The 17,962-nt window shown below is 66.6% G+C and carries 17 protein-coding genes; 16 read left to right on the forward strand and 1 reads right to left on the reverse strand.

What is annotated here, in order from left to right; translation table 11 throughout:
• Positions 1 to 87 precede the first annotated feature (87 nt).
• Together ACX1D0_RS09850 and ACX1D0_RS09855 are read left to right on the forward strand one after the other, a co-directional pair.
• Positions 88 to 855, forward strand: a complete 768-nt coding sequence (locus tag ACX1D0_RS09850) for an IclR family transcriptional regulator (protein ID WP_459017700.1) — start codon at positions 88 to 90, stop codon at positions 853 to 855.
• The gene (locus ACX1D0_RS09855) at positions 852 to 1,610 is read left to right on the forward strand and encodes an IclR family transcriptional regulator (RefSeq protein WP_459017701.1); all 759 of its coding nucleotides are present in this window, start codon (positions 852 to 854) and stop codon (positions 1,608 to 1,610) included. Before ACX1D0_RS09850 ends, ACX1D0_RS09855 begins: the two co-directional genes overlap by 4 nt.
• Positions 1,611 to 1,714: 104 nt before the next feature.
• On the opposite strand, the gene ACX1D0_RS09860 is transcribed toward ACX1D0_RS09855, so the two are convergent.
• Positions 1,715 to 2,596, reverse strand: coding sequence for a sugar phosphate isomerase/epimerase family protein (locus ACX1D0_RS09860; protein ID WP_459017702.1), 882 nt, complete (start codon positions 2,594 to 2,596; stop codon positions 1,715 to 1,717).
• A 361-nt stretch (positions 2,597 to 2,957) separates the two neighbouring features.
• On the opposite strand from ACX1D0_RS09860, the gene iolD reads away from it, so the two are divergent.
• The 14 genes from iolD (at position 2,958) to ACX1D0_RS09930 (ending at position 17,960) form a co-directional block, all read left to right on the forward strand.
• Complete coding sequence (gene iolD / locus ACX1D0_RS09865) at positions 2,958 to 4,832, forward strand: 3D-(3,5/4)-trihydroxycyclohexane-1,2-dione acylhydrolase (decyclizing) (RefSeq protein WP_459017703.1); 1,875 nt, start codon at positions 2,958 to 2,960, stop codon at positions 4,830 to 4,832.
• Positions 4,833 to 4,897: 65 nt separating this feature from the next.
• On the forward strand, positions 4,898 to 5,767 hold the full coding sequence (locus tag ACX1D0_RS09870; RefSeq protein WP_459017704.1) for a transketolase: 870 nt from the start codon (positions 4,898 to 4,900) through the stop codon (positions 5,765 to 5,767).
• Positions 5,764 to 6,699, forward strand: a complete 936-nt coding sequence (locus tag ACX1D0_RS09875; protein ID WP_459017705.1) for a transketolase family protein — start codon at positions 5,764 to 5,766, stop codon at positions 6,697 to 6,699. The genes ACX1D0_RS09870 and ACX1D0_RS09875 overlap by 4 nt, the downstream gene beginning before the upstream one ends.
• Before the next feature lie 32 nt (positions 6,700 to 6,731).
• Positions 6,732 to 7,619, forward strand: a complete 888-nt coding sequence (gene iolB, locus ACX1D0_RS09880) for a 5-deoxy-glucuronate isomerase (RefSeq protein ID WP_459017706.1) — start codon at positions 6,732 to 6,734, stop codon at positions 7,617 to 7,619.
• Positions 7,620 to 7,664: 45 nt separating this feature from the next.
• Positions 7,665 to 8,780: an alcohol dehydrogenase catalytic domain-containing protein gene (locus ACX1D0_RS09885; protein WP_459017707.1), complete on the forward strand. Its 1,116-nt coding sequence runs from the start codon at positions 7,665 to 7,667 to the stop codon at positions 8,778 to 8,780.
• 277 nt (positions 8,781 to 9,057) lie between these two features.
• Positions 9,058 to 10,509, forward strand: coding sequence for a 4-hydroxyphenylacetate 3-hydroxylase family protein (locus tag ACX1D0_RS09890; RefSeq protein ID WP_459017708.1), 1,452 nt, complete (start codon positions 9,058 to 9,060; stop codon positions 10,507 to 10,509).
• Positions 10,510 to 10,539: 30 nt separating this feature from the next.
• Positions 10,540 to 10,926, forward strand: coding sequence for a NifU family protein (locus tag ACX1D0_RS09895; RefSeq protein WP_459017709.1), 387 nt, complete (start codon positions 10,540 to 10,542; stop codon positions 10,924 to 10,926).
• On the forward strand, positions 10,893 to 12,197 hold the full coding sequence (locus tag ACX1D0_RS09900; RefSeq protein ID WP_459017710.1) for an acetyl-CoA hydrolase/transferase family protein: 1,305 nt from the start codon (positions 10,893 to 10,895) through the stop codon (positions 12,195 to 12,197). Before ACX1D0_RS09895 ends, ACX1D0_RS09900 begins: the two co-directional genes overlap by 34 nt.
• Before the next feature lie 10 nt (positions 12,198 to 12,207).
• Entirely contained in the window at positions 12,208 to 13,389 is a 1,182-nt protein-coding gene (locus ACX1D0_RS09905; RefSeq protein ID WP_459017711.1) for an acyl-CoA dehydrogenase, read from the forward strand.
• 23 nt (positions 13,390 to 13,412) lie between these two features.
• Positions 13,413 to 14,210, forward strand: a complete 798-nt coding sequence (locus tag ACX1D0_RS09910; RefSeq protein WP_459017712.1) for an electron transfer flavoprotein subunit beta/FixA family protein — start codon at positions 13,413 to 13,415, stop codon at positions 14,208 to 14,210.
• Positions 14,207 to 15,115 (forward strand): electron transfer flavoprotein subunit alpha/FixB family protein, encoded by a 909-nt coding sequence (locus ACX1D0_RS09915; RefSeq protein WP_459017713.1) that lies wholly within the window; start codon positions 14,207 to 14,209, stop codon positions 15,113 to 15,115. The genes ACX1D0_RS09910 and ACX1D0_RS09915 overlap by 4 nt, the downstream gene beginning before the upstream one ends.
• A 7-nt stretch (positions 15,116 to 15,122) precedes the next feature.
• Entirely contained in the window at positions 15,123 to 16,436 is a 1,314-nt protein-coding gene (locus ACX1D0_RS09920; protein ID WP_459017714.1) for an FAD-dependent oxidoreductase, read from the forward strand.
• An 11-nt stretch (positions 16,437 to 16,447) separates the two neighbouring features.
• Entirely contained in the window at positions 16,448 to 16,720 is a 273-nt protein-coding gene (locus tag ACX1D0_RS09925; protein WP_459017715.1) for a ferredoxin family protein, read from the forward strand.
• 55 nt (positions 16,721 to 16,775) lie between these two features.
• On the forward strand, positions 16,776 to 17,960 hold the full coding sequence (locus ACX1D0_RS09930; protein WP_459017716.1) for an acetyl-CoA C-acyltransferase: 1,185 nt from the start codon (positions 16,776 to 16,778) through the stop codon (positions 17,958 to 17,960).
• The last annotated feature ends 2 nt before the right edge of the window (positions 17,961 to 17,962 follow it).

A 17,962-nucleotide genomic window follows, 5' to 3' on the forward strand; every position in this document is an offset into this window, starting at 1 on the left:
GAGCCAGTCCGCAAGGCCACTGAAGCCTCGGTCGCAGCGCCCCCGGCCGCTCCGGGCCCCGCGAATCGGCGCTCCACCGACGAGGCAATGGGTCTCGAGTTGTTCCGTAAGGCCAACGGGGTGCTCGCGCTCCTGGAAAAGGGTGGCGACTGGTCGGCCCAGGAGATCGCGGAGGCGACGGACGAGCCCGTCAGCTCCACCTACCGCATGCTGACCAGCCTGAAGGAGATCGGGTTCGTGGAGAACGGTCTCACCAGGGGCCGTTTCCGCTTAGGGCTCTACGCAATGACCATGGGGGCCGTCTGCGACGACCGCTTGAGCCTGCGGGATACGGCCACGCCGTGGCTGGAGTGGTTGCAGACAAACACCACGGCAACATCCTTCCTGATGCTCCGCCGGGGGGTCAACGCTGTCTGCATCGATCGGGTCGTCGGCAAGGGGGTTCGGTCCTTGGCCCTGCGGCTGGGTGGGTCGATGCCACTGTATGCGGGTGCCGGCCCTCGCGCCCTGCTGGCATTCGTCGCCGACGCCGAGAGGCGCGCGGTGCTGGACCATTTCGAACAGGAATCTGAGGTAGACCCACAAGTGCCGACCCGACGCCAGCTGGAGCGCACGATCGAGGAGATCCAGGCTGCCGGCGTCTCGTTGTCGGACGAGGACGTGACTCCCGGAATTGCAGCGGTCGGAGCCCCGGTGTTCAACCACCGCGGCGAACTGGTTGCGGCCATCTCCGTCAGCACCGCTCGGATGCGACTGCTGCAGGATCGCGCAAAGACGGTCTCGCTGGTTCTGGAAGCCGCCAACGAAGTGAGTCAAGCCATGGGGTATCGGGGCGGACGGGAGTCAACGACATGAAGAAGCCGCTTCGCTTACTGGGAAACGCGCGACGCCTCCTCGATACGATCGCCGACGAGGGCCCGATGACAACGGGACACCTGGCCGAAGCGTTGGAGATGCCGCGATCCACAGTCTTCCGGTTGGCCGAGGGCCTGGCCGCCATCGACCTGGTCACGATCCGTGCGAACGGCACCATAGACATCGCCAGCCGCTGGCTCTCGCTGGCCGACACCGCCCTCGAAGCCCGCACCGAATGGCAACCGGCCCGGCGCATCCTGCGCGAACTGGCCGAGCTCACTGAGTGCACCAGCGTCCTGTGCGTCTATCAGAACAGAACGCCCATGTGTCTGGATTGGGTGCCCGGGAAGCTCAACGAGGTTCTCCTGGCACAACCAGGGCGCCAAGTCCCCCTGCACGCAGGCGCGGAAGGACGGTCGATCCTGAGCAGCCTGGACCCGGAAGACCTCCAGGCTGTCCTCTCACAAGCGCCGTTCGAGGCCTTCACCCCGTCCACCATGATCTCCAGCGAGGAGCTTCAGGGAGACGTGGCCCGCAGTCGCCGACAGGGCTACACCGTGTCACTCGACGACACTATCCTCGGGCTTGGATCCATCAGCGTGGTGGTGCGCGACAACGTCCGCGGCCAACTGGGATCAATCGCCGTGTCGTCATTCAGCGATGAGATCCTGCGCCGCTCCGAGGAATTGGGGCAGGCCCTGATGAGAGCCGCTGCCCAGCATGAGCAGATGACCAACGAGGTCGATCCGGCCTAGAGGCCCAGCCGAAAAGTGGGTGGGGCGCGACGTCGCGTGCGCAGTCCGGGCGGGGGCGGGCCTCACCCCCGAGACCCGCCGCCACGTCTTTCGATGGGCTTTGTTCAGAAGCCGTTCGGGAAGTTGGCCCTCATGTAGTCAACGCAGGTCTTCAGGTCGTTGACGGGGCCCTCGCCCTCAACCGGCTCGGGTCCCATCAGCGTTGTGTCGCGCTCCAGGACGTACCAGCCCGTGTAGCCCGAGTTCTCGAGGTGCTGCACGATATCGGCCACCGGCACATCACCCTGGCCGAACGGCAGGAAGATGTCCTGCTCGGTGGCTTCCAGCAGGCTGATCTCCCGCGAGATGACCTTCTCGGCGATGCTGAGGTTCACGTCCTTCAGATGGGCGTGGGAGACGCGGTTGCCCAGGTCCTTCGTGAACTGCAGTGGGTCGTACCCCCCAAGAGCAAGGTGCCCGGTATCCACCGTCCACTTCACGTCGCACGCTTCGGCGACCCGCTTCACGTCCTCGGCAACCTCGACCATGCTGCTCAGGTGCGGGTGCAGGGTATGGACGAGATCGTGCGCGGCGCAGATGTCTTCGAGCCTGTCGAGCGAATCTGCCAGCACCTTCAGCTCATCGGCGTCCATCCGGTGCGGGTCGCTCCAGCTCGGATCCTTGATCGCGCAGGTGACGAAGGTGGTGGCGCCGAGACTCTGCAGCCGAGCAGCCATCCTCTCGGCCTTCTCCATGGCCCACGCCTTCTGGGCGGTGTCATGGAGCGGCAGCGGCACGAAGTCCGCGATCACCTGCACCTCGTACTCCGCCAGGATCTCTTTGATCTGGCCGATGTCCTCAGGGAAGAACCCCGGGGAGCCCAGCTCGATCGCGTCCAGCCCCAGAGACTTCATCTCCCGAAGCACGCGGCGGGCCTCCAGCATGGGACCCCACCCCGGCATCTCACACACGCCCCAGGAGATGGGCGCACCAGCGACTCGTTTCATGACAACCAACCTTCTATGTGCGTCAGACCCCGACGGCGCAATGCGACAGTTGAGATCGTCCTTAGAATTATCACTCAGCAGACTACACGACACTCTTGCGGGAACTTGGCGGGGGTGCCCTAGCCAAGATCACGAGGTGGCTGGGGCAGAGCCCGGACCGACTCGCGATGTTCCCCCGCCTCGCGTTCATCGGGCTTAGCACTCAGGGACATCGACCAAGCGACTTCTTCTCTTCCAGTTGACGTATTGGCCACTACGTGATAGAACTGTGTACAGGTTCGGTCCACGAGGCGCTTGCGCCGGGGGTGGATCCGTTGCCGGAGGGCATTCCGGCTTTCAATGTTGAAAGGAAATGCAAGACATGAGCTCAGACACCGTTCGCCTTACCGTCGGGCAGGCAATCGTCTCGTTCCTCAAGGCCCAGAAGGTGGAGCGTGATGGTGTCACGCAGCCATTCTTCGGCGGAGCCCTGGGCATCTTCGGACATGGGAATGTCGCCGGCCTCGGCCAGGCGCTCCTGCAGTACGAGGAGGAATTCCCCTACATCCAGGGGCGAAACGAGCAGGGCCTCGTGCATGCGGCCATCGGCTACGCCAAGGCACGCAACCGCATGGGCGCCATGGCCGTCACCACCTCGATCGGCCCTGGGGCCGCCAACATGGTGACCGGCGCCGGCACCGCGACGTCCAACCGGATCCCGGTGCTGCTGATCCCATCGGACTACTTCGCCACACGTCGCACCGGTTCGGTGCTCCAGCAGGTTGAGCACTTCCACAACCCGGACATCTCCACCAACGACGCCTTCCGCGCGGTCTCCAACTTCTGGGATCGTGTGTACCGCCCCGAGCAGCTGGCCGAGTCGCTGCTTCAGGCCATGCGCGTCCTCACCTCTCCGGTCGACACCGGCGCCGTCACAGTCTGCGTCCCTCAGGACGTCCAGGCCGAGGCCTACGACTTCCCGACGGACCTCTTCCGTGACCGGGTGTGGAACATCGCCCGCCAGCGCGCCGACCTCAGCCAGCTCGACAAGGCCGCGGCCCTGATCAAGTCGGCGCAGAGGCCCGTCATCATCGCCGGCGGCGGCGTCATCTACTCCGACGCCATGGACGAGCTCAAGACCTTCATCGAGAAGACCGGTATCCCGGTGGGACTCACCCAATCGGGCAAGGCCTCCCTCTCCCATGCGCACCCGCTCAACGCCGGCGCCCTGGGCTCCAGTGGCTCGAGGTTCGCCAACGGTCTGGCCCAGAGAGCCGACCTCGTGATCGGCATCGGCACGCGCTACACCGACTTCACCACCGCATCCAACACCCTCTTCCAGAACCCGGACGTCAGGTTCGTCAACATCAACACCACAGAGTTCGACGCCTACAAGGAGTCCGCCACGGGACTGGTGGGAGATGCCCGCGAGTCCTTGCGTGAGCTTGGGGATCGTCTGGCCGACTGGCAGGTTCCAGCTGGCTACAGGGAGCACGCTATCGCTGAGGCCCAGGCCTGGCGTGAAGAGATCGACCGCATCATCGACCCGGTCTCCGAGACCGGTTCGCTCAGCCAGGCCGCGGCCATGGGCATCGTCAACTCCTTCGCCAAGGACAACGACGTCGTCATCAACGCCGCAGGCTCGATGCCTGGCGACCTCCACCGCATCTGGCGGCCCGGTGGCCCCTACTCCTACGGCATCGAGTACGGCTACTCGTGCATGGGCTACGAGGTCGCCGCCGGTGTTGGCGCCAAGCTCGCCGACCCCGACCGCGAGGTCATCACCTTCATCGGCGACGGAACCTGGCTCATGCTCTCCGCCGAGCTCCTGACCTCCATCCAGGAGAAGCTGAAGCAGATCGTCCTGATCGTCGACAACAAGGGCTACGGCTCCATCGGGGCACTCTCCGAGTCTGTCGGCTCGCAGGCCTTCGGCTGCCGGTTCAAGTACCGCGATGACGAGTCCGGTCTCTACGGCCACGACTACCTGCCGATCGACTTTGTCGCCAACGCCGCCAGCTACGGCGCCACGGTCTACAAGGCGTCCACCGTCGAGACCCTCACCGAGGCGATGACCAAGGCCGTTGCCTCTCCCGACACCACCGTGATCTACCTCGAGGTGGACGCCAAGGCCCGCTTCGGCGGCTCCGGAGCGTGGTGGGAGGTCCCGGTGGCGGAGATCTCCGAACTGGAGTCCGTTGAAACCGCCCGCGTTGTCTACGACGAGAACCGCGCCAAGCAGCGGCTCTACCTCTGACGGCCATCGCCGGACAGACCCTGAGAAACCCCGAAAGCCAATCGAGATAGGCGATGAGCGTAGACATGGACGTCAAGACCACGAATTTGAGTGATGTTGCGAAGCAGGCGAGATGGCACATCATCTCCACCGTTGCAGCAAGCAAGGCCGGGCACATCGGCGGTCCCCTTTCGGCGACCGACCTGTTGGTGTCGCTGTACTTCTCGGAGATGCACGTCGATCCGAACAACCCGCAGGACCCTGACCGGGATCGGTTCATCCTGTCCAAGGGACACTCGGCGATCGGGCTCTACACCGTCCTCGCCCTTCGGGGGTACTTCCCGGTGGCCGAACTGGCCACCTTCGACCACGGAGCATCCCGCCTCCAAGGGCATCCGGACATGCACCTGACCCCCGGGATCGACGCTTCGACCGGATCCCTCGGCATGGGCCTGTCGATCGGCACCGGCATGGCCATCGCGGCGAAGAAGCAGGGCAAGAGCTTCCACACCTTCGTCATGCTCGGCGACGGCGAGTCCGAGGAGGGGCAGGTCTGGGAGTCGATCCTGATGGCTCCTCGATACGGCCTCGACAACCTGACCGCCATCTTCGACCTCAACGGTCTGCAGCAGTACGGGTGGCCGGCCAAGCCGAGCGACCGGTTCGATCGCAGCGAGCCCCTCGGGCACGTCGACCTGGAGGCGGTGATGCGCGGCTTCGGCTGGAACGTGATCACCATCGACGGAAACGACCTGGAGCAGATTCGCGCCGCCTTCGACGAGAATCGGGCGCTGCGAACCTCCGGCAAGCCGACCGCAATCCTCGCCCGCACGACCAAGGGCGCCGGCGTCTCATTCACAGCCGGCACGTTCAAGTGGCACAACGGTGTCGCGACAGAAGCACAACTGGCAACGGCCCGCGCGGAGTTGCTGGATCAGACAGGAGCAGAAAAGTGAAGGCCCAACGCGCAGTGTGGGGCGAGACCCTCGTCGATCTTGCGAAGAAGGACTCCCGGGTCCTCGTGCTGGACGCCGACCTTGCAACATCCACCCAGGCGGTCAACGTCGCCAACGAGGTGCCCGATGCCTTCCTCGAGATGGGGATCGCGGAGGCCAATATGGTGGGCGTCGCGATGGGCTTGACCACGCTCGGATATCGCCCCTGGCTCTCGACCTTCGGTGTCTTCCTCACGTCGAGGGCACTCGACCAGATCCGCGTTCTCGTCTCCCAGACGAAGGCACCGGTACGCATCTCCGGGGCCTACGCCGGACTCCTGAACGGTTCCTCGGGCAAGACGCACCAGGACATCGAGGACCTGGCCACCATGCGGGCGATGCCCAACATGGTTGTGCTGGCCCCCGCCGACGAGTACGAAGCGGAGTCGATGATGCGGTGGACCGCGGAGTTCGACGGCCCCGTCTACATGCGGGTCGCCCGAGACGCTGTGGCCCCCGTGTTCACCGAGGAGTACGACTTCCAGCCTGGCGCCGTGTACCGGCTGAGGGACGGCGCCGACCTCACCCTCGTGTCAACGGGCGTCCAGACGTCGCGGGTCATGGAGACGGCCGCCCTGCTGGCCGAGTCCGGGATCCAGGCCGGCGTTGTGCACGTGCCCTCGCTCAAGCCGCTCGACGAGGCCGCACTGGTCGCCCAGCTCGCAACCACCGCTTTGGTGATCACCGTCGAGGAGCACTCGATCATCGGCGGTCTGGGCGGGCTCGTTGCAGAGGTTGTGGCCGCGGAGCTTCCCGGAACCCGGGTGGTCCGGCTGGGACTCGCCGACGCCTGGTCCGAGTCTGCCCCGAACGACTACCTGCTGGACCACTACGGGTTGTCCCCGCAGAGGGTCGCGGAGCAGGTCCAGTCCGTCCACGCACGACACAACTGACCCCCACCACATCCAGAGAAGAGAGTGAAGAAATGACTGACTGGTTCTATCCGGCCGGAACGGCCGCTGAGGGTCCATGGCTTCTGTCGGTCGGCGCGGAGGGTTCCCCCACCGAACTGCCCGGATGGGTCCACACGGGGATCAAGGTCGCAGACCTGGCGGTCGGGGCGCAGCTTACGCTGCCCGCCGCGGATGAGGAGCGCATCATCGTTCCGCTCTGGGGGGCCTTCGATGTGGTCGCCAGCGGCCAGACTTATGCGCTGCGTGGGAGGGCCAACGTCTTCTCGGGTCCCACCGACGTCTGCTACATCGGCAAGGGCCAGGACGTGACGATCACGGCGACCGGCCCTGGCAGGGTGGCCGTGGCCACCGCGCCGGCGTCGAACCAGAAGCCCAACCGCCTGGTCAAGGCCGAAGAGATCGCCGCCGAGATCCGCGGCACGGGCAATTGCTCCCGTGAGGTGCACAACTTCGGCACCGTCGCCAACCTGGACGCGGACCGCTTCATCGTGTGCGAGGTCATCACGCCCGCGGGCAACTGGTCGTCCTACCCCCCGCACAAGCACGACGAGATCACCGAGACCGAGAACTCGCTCGAGGAGATCTACTACTTCGAGACCGGTGAGGTCCAGGGTGCTCCTGAGGCGGCGCAGCCGATCGGCTACGCCCGTGTCTACTCGACCGATCCCGCCAGGCCGATCGACGTGACCGCCGAGGTTCGCTCCGGCGACGCCCTGTTCGTCCCACACGGGTGGCACGGGCCTGCGGCAGCAGCCCCCGGCTACAACATGTACTACCTCAACGTGATGGCAGGGCCGGGCGATCGGGAGTGGGTGGTCACCAACGACCCCTGCCACTCCTGGATCCCGCAGTCGATGGCAGATCAACCGATCGACACCCGGCTGCCACTCAGCCTCTAGACCGGCCCGCACAGCGCGCCGCCACTACAACAAACAAGGAGAATCATGAGGATCCGGGGAGCCGTTCTCGAGGAGATGGGGCGACCCTCACCGTTCGCGGTGAGCAAGCCGATCACGATCTCGGAGCTGGAACTCGACCCGCCGGGGCCGACCGAGGTGCTCGTGCGGATCGAGGCTGCCGGCATCTGCCACTCCGACCTCTCGGTCGTCAACGGTGCACGCCCTCGACCCATGCCGATGCTGCTGGGTCACGAGTCGGCCGGCATCGTCGAGCAGGTGGGCTCCGAGGTCCACACCTTGGTCACCGGGCAGCGCGTGGTGATGGCCTTCCTTCCCCGATGCGGAGAGTGCGCGGGTTGCCTCACCGGCGGCCGGCTCCCCTGTACGCCGGGTAGCGCGGCGAATGCCGCGGGCACGCTGCTCTCCGGCGCCGTCCGCCTGCACCGTGATGGCGCGCCGATCCTGCACCACCTGGGTGTGTCCGGCTTCGCCACCTACGCGGTCGTCGACCAGCGCTCGGTCGTGGCGGTGCCGCTGGAGGTGCCGGCGCACATCGCCGCCGTCCTCGGCTGCGCCGTCCTGACCGGCGGCGGGGCGGTCATGAACGCCGGCAATCCCGCTGAGGGCGAGGACGTGGCTGTCGTCGGGCTCGGCGGGGTCGGAATGGCTGCCGTGATCACGGCGCTCGCACTCGGCCGTGGACGGGTGATCGGCGTCGACGCGCTGCCCGACAAGCTCGACCGGGCGCTTGAGCTCGGCGTCGCGGAGGTGTACACCCCGGACCAGGCGATCGCCGCCGGCCTCAAGGCGCCTGTGGTCATCGAAGCGGCGGGCCACCCGCGCGCGCTGGAGACGGCCTTCGCCATCACCGCGCCCGGAGGGCGCACGGTCACCGTCGGCCTGCCACACCCTGATGCCCGCGCCTCGCTCTCGCCCGCAGTGATGACGGGCGAAGCCAGGACGATCATCGGCAGCTACCTGGGCTCGGCGGTCCCCGCACGGGACATTCCCGCCTACGCACAGATGTGGCTGGACGGAACCCTCCCGGTGGAGGCACTGATCTCCGGCCACATCCGGCTCGACCAGATCAATGAGGGCATGGATGCCCTCCACGAAGGCCGCGCCATGCGGCAGATCATCGATCTCGCCGACGAGGTCTGATCTTTGCTCTCACACAGTAGGCAATCTGTCTACTGTGTGATAGTATCAACATACAAGCACACAACATAGGACAGCAGGTCAGCTTAGATCTGAAATCCGAAGGTGCGTCAGTCATGTAAGCCCCGCCCAGTCGCAAGCGTATGCGAGCCGGCTATCCGGGGTCTCCCCCGACGAGGAAGTCGAGTCGCCGAGGCTACGGACGGCATGCCCATCTCGCGAGAACCCTCGCGCTTCGGATCTCCCCTTGAAGCTTACCTCTCGTGAGGAGTAGGAAATCATGACACTCAAGACCGGCGAAGAGTACGTAGAGAGCCTTCGTCAGCTCGACCTGAAGGTCTATCTGTTCGGGGAGAAGGTGGACAACCCCGTCGACCACCCGATCCTGCGCCCGTCGCTCAACTCGGTGAAGGCCACCTACGACCTGGCCCAGGATCCGGAACACCGGGAGCTCGCCACGGCGATCTCGCCGTTCACCGGCGAGCGGGTCAACAGGTTCGCGCACATCCACTCAAGCACGCAGGATCTGGTCAACAAGGTGCGCATGCAGCGCGTCCTCGGCCAGAAGACTGCCTCGTGCTTCCAGCGGTGCGTCGGCATGGACGCCCTGAACTCGATGTACAGCACCACCTTCGACATCGACCAGGCGCGCGGCACGTCGTACCACGAGAACTTCCTCACCTACCTGCGCTACATCCAGTCCTCAGACCTCATCGTCGACGGCGCGATGACCGACCCCAAGGGTGACCGGTCGCTGCCTCCCCACAAGCAGCCCGACCCCGACATGTTCCTTCACGTCGTCGAGCGGCGCGAGGACGGCATTGTCGTCCGCGGCGCCAAGGCGCACCAGACCGGGGCCTGCAACTCCCACGAGATGATCGTCATGCCCACCCAGAGCATGACCGAGGCCGATGCCGACTACGCCGTCGCGTTCGCCGTCCCGATGGACGCCGAGGGCATCTTCATGATCGTCGGGCGTCAGTCCTGCGACACCCGCAAGCTCGAAGGAAGCCCGATGGATACGGGCAACCCCGACTTCGGAGGCATGGAAGCCCTCATCGTCTTCGACGACGTCTTCGTGCCGAACGACCGAGTCTTCATGAACGGCGAATACGACTTCTCGGGGTCACTCGTCGAGCGTTTCGCCGGCTACCACCGGCAGAGCTACGGCGGCTGCAAGACCGGCGTCGCGGACGTCCTGATCGGTGCGACAGCCTTGGCCGCCGACTACAACGGTGTCCCCCGCGTCTCCCACGTCAAGGACAAGATCATCGAGATGGTCCACCTCAACGAGACGCTGTGGGCCTGTGGCCTCGCCTGCTCGTACGAGGGCACGCAGACCGCGAGCGGCAACTACCTCGTCGACCTGCTGCTGGCCAACGTGTGCAAGCAGAACGTGACGCGCTTCCCCTACGAGATCGTGCGGCTCGCCACGGATGTCGCCGGCGGCCTGATGGTCACCGCCCCGTCGGAGAAGGAACTGCGCGATCCCACGCTCGGCCCGATCGTCGAGAAGTACTTCAAGGCGGCACCGGGGGTCTCCACGGAGAACCGCCTCAAGGTGATGCGCTTCATCGAGAACATGGCGCTGGGAACCGGCGCTGTCGCGTACATGACTGAGTCGCTGCACGGGGCGGGTTCGCCGCAGGCGCAGCGGATCATGATCGGCCGCCAGGCCGACCTCGAGGCGAAGAAGTCCCTCGCCAAGGCGATCGCCCACATCCAGGACTAGCCCCTCCGGGGAGGAAGGGGATCGACGGCCATGGCCACCCAGCAACTTCTAGAGATCGAGGCTGTCCTCGACGCCCGCGTGCGGCCCGCCCTGAGGCAGCACGGGGGTGCCATTGAGATCGAGGCACTCGACGAGGCGGGCGTGTTGGGCGTCCGGTTGTTGGGCGCCTGCGTGGGGTGCCCGGCCGCCGACCTGTCGATGCAGCAACTCGTCCGCGAGGAACTGCTCGGGGTCGTGACGGGGCTCTCCGACGTGGTCCTGGTGGGCAGTGTCAGCGATGACCTCCTCGGCCAGGCCAGGCACCTGCTGCAGCGAGGATCCCGCCGGGTTCCGCTCCGGCTCACCGCACGAACCGGTTGTGATATTCGCAAGGAGGAAAGACGATGGACTGGCGCAGCTACTACCGCTCGCATCTGACTTCAGCGGCGGACGCGGTCAACTACATCCGGTCCGGGGACCGGGTGGTCACGGGCCACGCCTGCGCAGAGCCGGCGGTACTCATCGACGCCATGGTGGCCAATGCCGCCGCCTACACCGACGTTGAGATCGTGCACATGGTGCCGATGGGTCCGGCGCGGTACTGCGCCGAGGGCATGGAGTCGTCGTTCCGTCACAACAGCATCTTCGCCGGTTCCCCCACCCGCAAGGCGATCGAGGCCGGCCGAGCAGACTTCACTCCCGTCTTCTTCTCCCAGGTGCCTCGGCTGCTGCGCACGACCCTCCGCGTCGATGTCGCACTGATCCAGGTGACGCCGCCTGACGAGCACGGGTACTGCAGCCTGGGCGTCTCGGTGGACTACACCAAACCGGCCGCGGAGGCGGCGCGGATCGTGATCGCGCAGGTGAACCGGGAGATGCCGCGCACGATGGGCGACAGCTTCCTCCACGTCACCCAGATCCAGCACTTCGTGGAAGCAGACGTTCCCGTCATTGAACTCCCGCCGCCGAACATCGGTGAGGTGGAACAGGCGATCGGCCGCCACTGCGCCAGCCTCGTCCGAGACGGCGACACCCTGCAACTGGGCATCGGGGCCATCCCCGACGCCGTACTGAAGGAACTCGGCGACAAGAAGGACCTCGGCATCCACTCGGAGATGTTCTCCGATGGGGTCGTCGACCTGATCGAGGCAGGCGTGGTGAACAACAGCCGCAAGACCCTCAACCCAGGGCGATGCGTGGTCACCTTCCTGATGGGTTCCCGCCGCCTCTACGATTTCGTGGACGACAACCCGATGATCCAGATGGCCCCCGTCGATTACGTGAACGACCCGGTGGTCATTGCGCAGAACGACAACCTCGTGTCCATCAACTCCTGCGTCCAGGTCGACCTCATCGGTCAGGTCGTGTCCAGTTCCGTCGGCCTCCGGCAGATCAGCGGAATCGGCGGGCAGGCGGACTTCGTCAGGGGTGCGTCGATGAGCCGCGGCGGCAGGACGATCATGGCGATCGCCTCCACCACACGGGGAGGCTCGGCGTCCAAGATCGTGCCCTTCCTCGACGCCGGCGCATCCGTCAGCACCGGCCGATGCGACGTCGACTACGTCGTCACCGAGTTCGGCATCGCCCAGCTCTGGGGACGAACCCTGCGCTCCCGAGCCGAACAACTCATTTCCATTGCCCATCCGAACTTCCGCGACGAACTGACCGCAGAGTACGAGCGACGATTCGCTCCCCTGGTAATGGTCTGAAGGAACTGACATGCACTTCGAACTGACCGACGAACAACAACTCACCAGGGACTCGGTGCGCGACTTCGCAGAAGCCGAGGTGGCCCCGCTGGCGGCCGAGATCGACCGCGACCACCGTCCCCCGCTGGAGACCATCCCCAAGCTGGGCGAGCTCGGCCTCCTGGGAATGTTCGTGCCACCCGAGTACGGCGGCACCGGGATGGACACCCTCAGCTACGTGATCGCCGTCGAAGAACTGGCCCGGGTGTGCGCAACGACGTCGGTCATGGTGGAGGCCCACAACAGCCTGGCGATCTGGCCGATCCTGCACTACGGCACCGAGGCACAGAAGAACGCCTACCTGCCCGATATGGCCTCCGGTGCGCGCATGGGGGCCTTCGGCCTCACCGAGCCCGGAGCCGGCACCGACGTCGCGGCCATGACCACGACGGCGGTCGCGGATGGCGACGGCTACCTCCTCAACGGCCAGAAGGTCTTCATCACCGGTGGCGGGTACGCCGATGCCTTCGTCATCTTCGCCCGCACCACGGCCGAGGGCCCGGCCCACAGGACGATCAGCGCGTTCATCGTCGATCGCAGCCTGCCGGGCTTCGAGGTCGGCGAAGGCGAACGGAAGCTCGGCATCCGAGGGTCCAGCACACCGCCGTTGATGTTCTCCGATGTCCGCCTGCCGAAGGACGCGCTGCTGGGCGAGGAGGGCCATGGCTTCGAGATCGCGATGCGCACCCTCGACGGTGGGCGGATCGGGATCGCCGCGCAGGCCCTCGGGATCGCACAGGGTGCGTTCGAGGCCTCGGTGTCCTACGCGAAGGAGCGGGTGCAGTTCGGTCGTCCGATCGGTTCGCTGCAGGCCATCCAGTGGATGATCGCCGACATGGCCACCGAGATCGAAGCCGGCCGACTCCTCACCTATCAGGCGGCCTGGCTCGAGGGACAGGGCAAGCCCTACTCCATCGCCGCGGCGAAAGCGAAGCTGTACTGCGGCCAGTTGGCTTCACGGGTCGCGGGAATGGCGATCCAGATCCATGGGGGCAACGGGTACACCGAGGCCTACCCGGTGGAGCGCGCCTACCGCGACGCGAAGATCACCGAGATCTACGAAGGCACCAACGAAGTGCAGCGGCTCGTGATCGCCAAGAGCCTGCTTTCCCCACGACCGGGCTCCGGCGCTGCGCGCCAGGCCCGATCCTGATCGCGGATCACGAGGAGCAGACGATGAAGATCGCAGTGGCCTACAAGTGGGCAGGCGACCCTCAGGAGGCGAGCGTCGGTGCGGACGGCACCGTTGACCTCAGCAGGGCGAAATCGGTGGTTAGCGACTACGATGCCGTGGCCATCGAGGTAGGGCGACAGCTCGCCGACGCCACAGGAGCCGAACTGGTGGGCCTGTGCGTGGGTGGCGCCGCGGCGGCCGTGCCGATGGCGACGAAGTCGGCCCTCGCCCGGGGTCTTGACCGCGTGGTTCTGGCAACCGACGACCAGCTGGCCACGGCGGGCTCCACCAGCATCGCCGCGGTCATGGCTGAGCTCGTGCGGCGGCTGGGTGATGTGTCGCTGGTGCTCACCGGCGACTCCTCCATCGACGTCGGGGCCAAGATGGTGCCGACCGTACTGGGCGGATTCCTGGCATGGCCGACCCTCACCGACGTGACCGGTGTGACCCCCGACGGCTCGGCCTTGGCCGTCTCCCGAACCCTTGCCGAGGGCGTCCAGAACCTGCGCGTGGAGTCCCCCGCGGTGCTGGCGATCGCAACGGATGCCGCGACCCCCAGGGTACCGGGAATGAAGGACGTGCTGGCGGCGGGCAAGAAACCGGTGGAAGTCATCCCCGCGGCGAGCCTCGCAGTGCCGACAGTCCTTGAGGGCGTGCTCCGCTCAGCGGCGCCGCTCGAAGGACCAAGCCGTAAGAGCATTCGCATCGACGGATCCGACCCACGGGCAGGGGCGACCGCACTGGTCAGCGCCCTCCGCTCGGACGGAGTACTGGCCAAGACGACAGGAGATCGAGCATGAGCCGGACCAGCTACGTGATCGTGGCACCTAACTCGGGCGTTGACAAGCTCGTCACCGCCGCCGCCGGCCTGGGCGGCCGCCTGGTGGCCCTCGTCGTGGGTCGGCAGCAGCTCGCGGCCGCGGTCGCGGCCTCCGGCGTCGACGAGGTGAAGTGGTTCGACTGCCCGGACAACGGCGCTGCGGAGGCCTTCGCCCCCGCCGTCGCCTCCGCGGTCACCTACGCGCCTGGTGTTTTGCTCGCCGGAAGAGACCCCGCGAGCCGGGTCCTGCTCGGGGCCGCCGCCGCGGCCGTCCTGGCCCCCGTCGCAACCGGGGTCACGGAACTCTCAGCCGAAGGTGACCTGACACTGGTCACCGCCGGGGTGTACGGCGGCATCGCCAGCCGCACAATGGCCTACCCCGGTCCGGTCGCCCTGCTCATGGATGACGGTGGCATCACCGGGACCGGTGGGCCGGCCGCCCCGATCTTGAGCCAGGCCGGGCAGAAGCTCGCCATCGAGGTCACCAGTCGCCAACCGAGCCGCGAGGCTGCCGTCGACCTCGGCACCGCCCAGCGGGTGGTGGGCGTAGGGCGCGGCCTGAAGGCGCGCGAGGATCTGAGCTTTGTCGGTGCCCTCGCGGGTGCGCTGGGAGCCGAACTTGGGTGCACCCGTCCCCTCGCCGAGGGGCTCGAATGGCTGCCCAAGGACCGCTACATCGGAATCTCCGGACAGCACATCTCACCCCAGCTGTACTTCGCGATCGGCATCTCCGGCCAGCTGCAGCACATGGCCGGGGCCCGATCCGCTCACACCATCGTCGCGATCAACTCTGACCCAGCCGCGCCTATCATCAAAGATGCCGACTACATGGTCGTCGGCGATCTCTACGAGCTGGTGCCCGCGATCACCGCAGAGCTCGGCTGAGGACCCCATGCCCGAGGCAATCGACCCCGACTTCGACGTCATCGTGGTGGGCGCCGGGGTGGCAGGCTGCGTCGCCGCCTACCAGCTGGCCAAGGCAGGGCTGGAGGTCGCTCTGATCGAGCGAGGCGAAACCCCCGGCTCCAAGAACCTCTCCGGAGGCGTGCTCTACAGCACGGTGATGGACCAGGTCTTCCCAGACTTCCTCGCCCAGGCGCCCATCGAGCGGCGAATCGACCGCAACCAACTCTGCTTCCTCAACGCCGACTCCTGGGTGGCCATCGACTACGCCGACGAGCGGCTCGGCAAGGCCGGGACAGCTGTCACAGTCCTGCGGGCCCGCCTGGACGCCTGGCTGGCCGAGCAGTGCGAACTGGCCGGTGTGGCTGTGATGGCAGGCGTCCGCGTTGATGCCCTGCTGCGCGAGGGCCCTGCCGAATCCCCCCGCATCGTCGGGGTGCAGGCCGGGGAGGATGAACTCCGAGCCCGCGTCGTTGTGGCCGCCGACGGAGTGAACTCGTTCCTCTGCCGCGACGCCGGACTCAGGCAGCAGCCACCGCCCCACCATCTGGCAGTCGGCGTGAAGGCCCTTGTCCGACTTCCTCAGGATGCGCTGGAACAACGGTTCGGCCTGTCGGGTGACAGCGGCGCAGCACTGGCCGTTGTCGGCGCCTGCACACAGGGCATCGGTGGTGGCGGCTTCCTCTACACCAACCGCGACTCGATATCGGTGGGAGTGGTGCTCCGCCTCGACGACCTCGTCGCGAAGGGGGCCAGCTCCAACGAGGTCTTCGACCAGTTCCTGCAACACCCGTTCGTCGCCGGGAAGCTCGAAGGCGGCGACCTGGTCGAATACGGCTGCCACATGGTGGCTGAAGGAGGCAGGGAGATGCGCCGACGTCTCACCTGGGATGGCCTCGTGGTGGTCGGGGATGCCGCAGGATTCACCATCAACAACGGGCTGACCGTGCGGGGGATGGATCTGGCCGCCGGCTCGGGGATCGCGGCCGCCACCGCCATCTCGGCCGCCATCACCGCCGGCGACACCTCGGCGGCCGGCCTGGCCCGATATGACACCGAGCTGGACGCCGGCTTCGTCGGCCAGGACATAAAGACCTACGCCAGGGCGCCGAAGTTCCTCGAGAGCGAACGCCTCTACGGCGCCTACGGCGAACTGCTGGCCAACGTGATGCACGGCGTGTTCAACGTCGACTCCAGTCCTCGCAAACACCTTGCCGCACTCGCCCTCCACGAGCTGAAGAAATCACCGGTGCGGTTGGGCCAACTGGTCTCAGACGGCTGGGGGGCGGTGAGGGCACTGTGAAGCTTGCTCCATTGTCTGAGCGCCTTGCCGGGAACCGCTTCGTCACCGACGAGGAGGAAACCCACATCGTCGTCAACGACGACCTGGCCCGCGCCACCGGCACAGCGAAGCGACTGATCGACGTCTGCCCAGCCGGGGTCTACTCCTGGGCAGCTGACGGGACGATTGCCGTTGAGTACGCAGCCTGCCTCGAGTGCGGCACGTGCCTCGCCGTCGCCTCCCCCGGGACACTCTCCTGGCGGTATCCACGCGGAGGGTTCGGCGTCCAGTACCGCGATGGCTGAGCGCGCACCGCTCCCCCACAGGATCCAGAGCAACACAGGAAGAGACACAACTGATATGACCGAAGAGATCGTTCTTGCCGGAGCCGTCCGCACAGCCATCGGCAAATTCGGCGGCGCACTGGCCGGCACCTCACCGGTAGAGCTGGGCACCGCCGTGATCGCCGAGGCGCTGCGCCGCGCCGGTGTGGCCGCAGCCGAGGTGGACGAGGTGATCATGGGCCACGTCCTGCAGGCGGGAACCGGTCAGAACATTGCTCGGCAGTGCAGCGTGGGTGCCGGGATCCCGATCGAGGTTCCTGGTTTGACGGTGAACAAGGTGTGCGGATCCGGATTGTCGGCGGTCAACCTCGCTGCGGCGCTGATCCGCTCGGGCGAGGCAGAGGTCGTCGTCGTCGGGGGCGTCGAGAGCATGTCCCGGGCGCCGTACCTGCTCGATAAGGCACGGTTCGGCTACCGGCTCGGCGAGGGAAGGCTGATCGACACGCTGCTGAGTGAGGGGCTCACAGACAGCTTCAACGGCTACCACATGGGGATCACGGCCGAGAACATCGCCGAGCGTTACCAGATCTCACGCGCTGACCAGGACGCTTTCGCGGCCACGAGCCAGCAGCGGGCCGCGGCAGCCCAGGCTGCGGGCACCTTTACCGCCGAGATCCTCCCGATGGAGGTGCAGGTGGGGCGGGAGCGCGTCGCCTTCGACACCGACGAAGGTGTCCGCGCGGGCACGACCGCGGCCTCCCTGGGCAAGCTGCGTCCGGCCTTCAAACCGGACGGCACCGTGACCGCAGGGAACGCATCAGGCATCAGCGACGGCGCGGCTGCTCTCATTGTTCTCAGCGCGAAACGGGCACGAGAGCTCGGCGTGACGCCGATGGGCACCTGGCTCGGTGGCGCGGCCGCCGGTGTGGACCCGGCCGTGATGGGCCGCGGCCCAGTCGAGAGCACCCGCAAGGTGCTGTTCAAGACCGGCACCAACCTCTCCGACATCGGCATCGTGGAACTGAACGAGGCCTTCGCCGCGCAGTCGCTCTGCGTGATCAGGGAGCTGGGCCTCGACCCGGAGCTGGTCAACGTGCACGGAGGCGCGATCGCCCTCGGCCATCCGCTCGGCGCCTCCGGCGCCCGCATCCTGGTGACGCTGCTGCACGAGCAGCGGCGCGCGGGGATCGAACTGGGGCTGGCCTCCCTCTGCATCGGCGGCGGCATGGGAATCTCGACGCTCGTCCGGATGGGTGAGTGAAC

The sequence above is a fragment of the Tessaracoccus pujii genome, assembly GCF_054483895.1.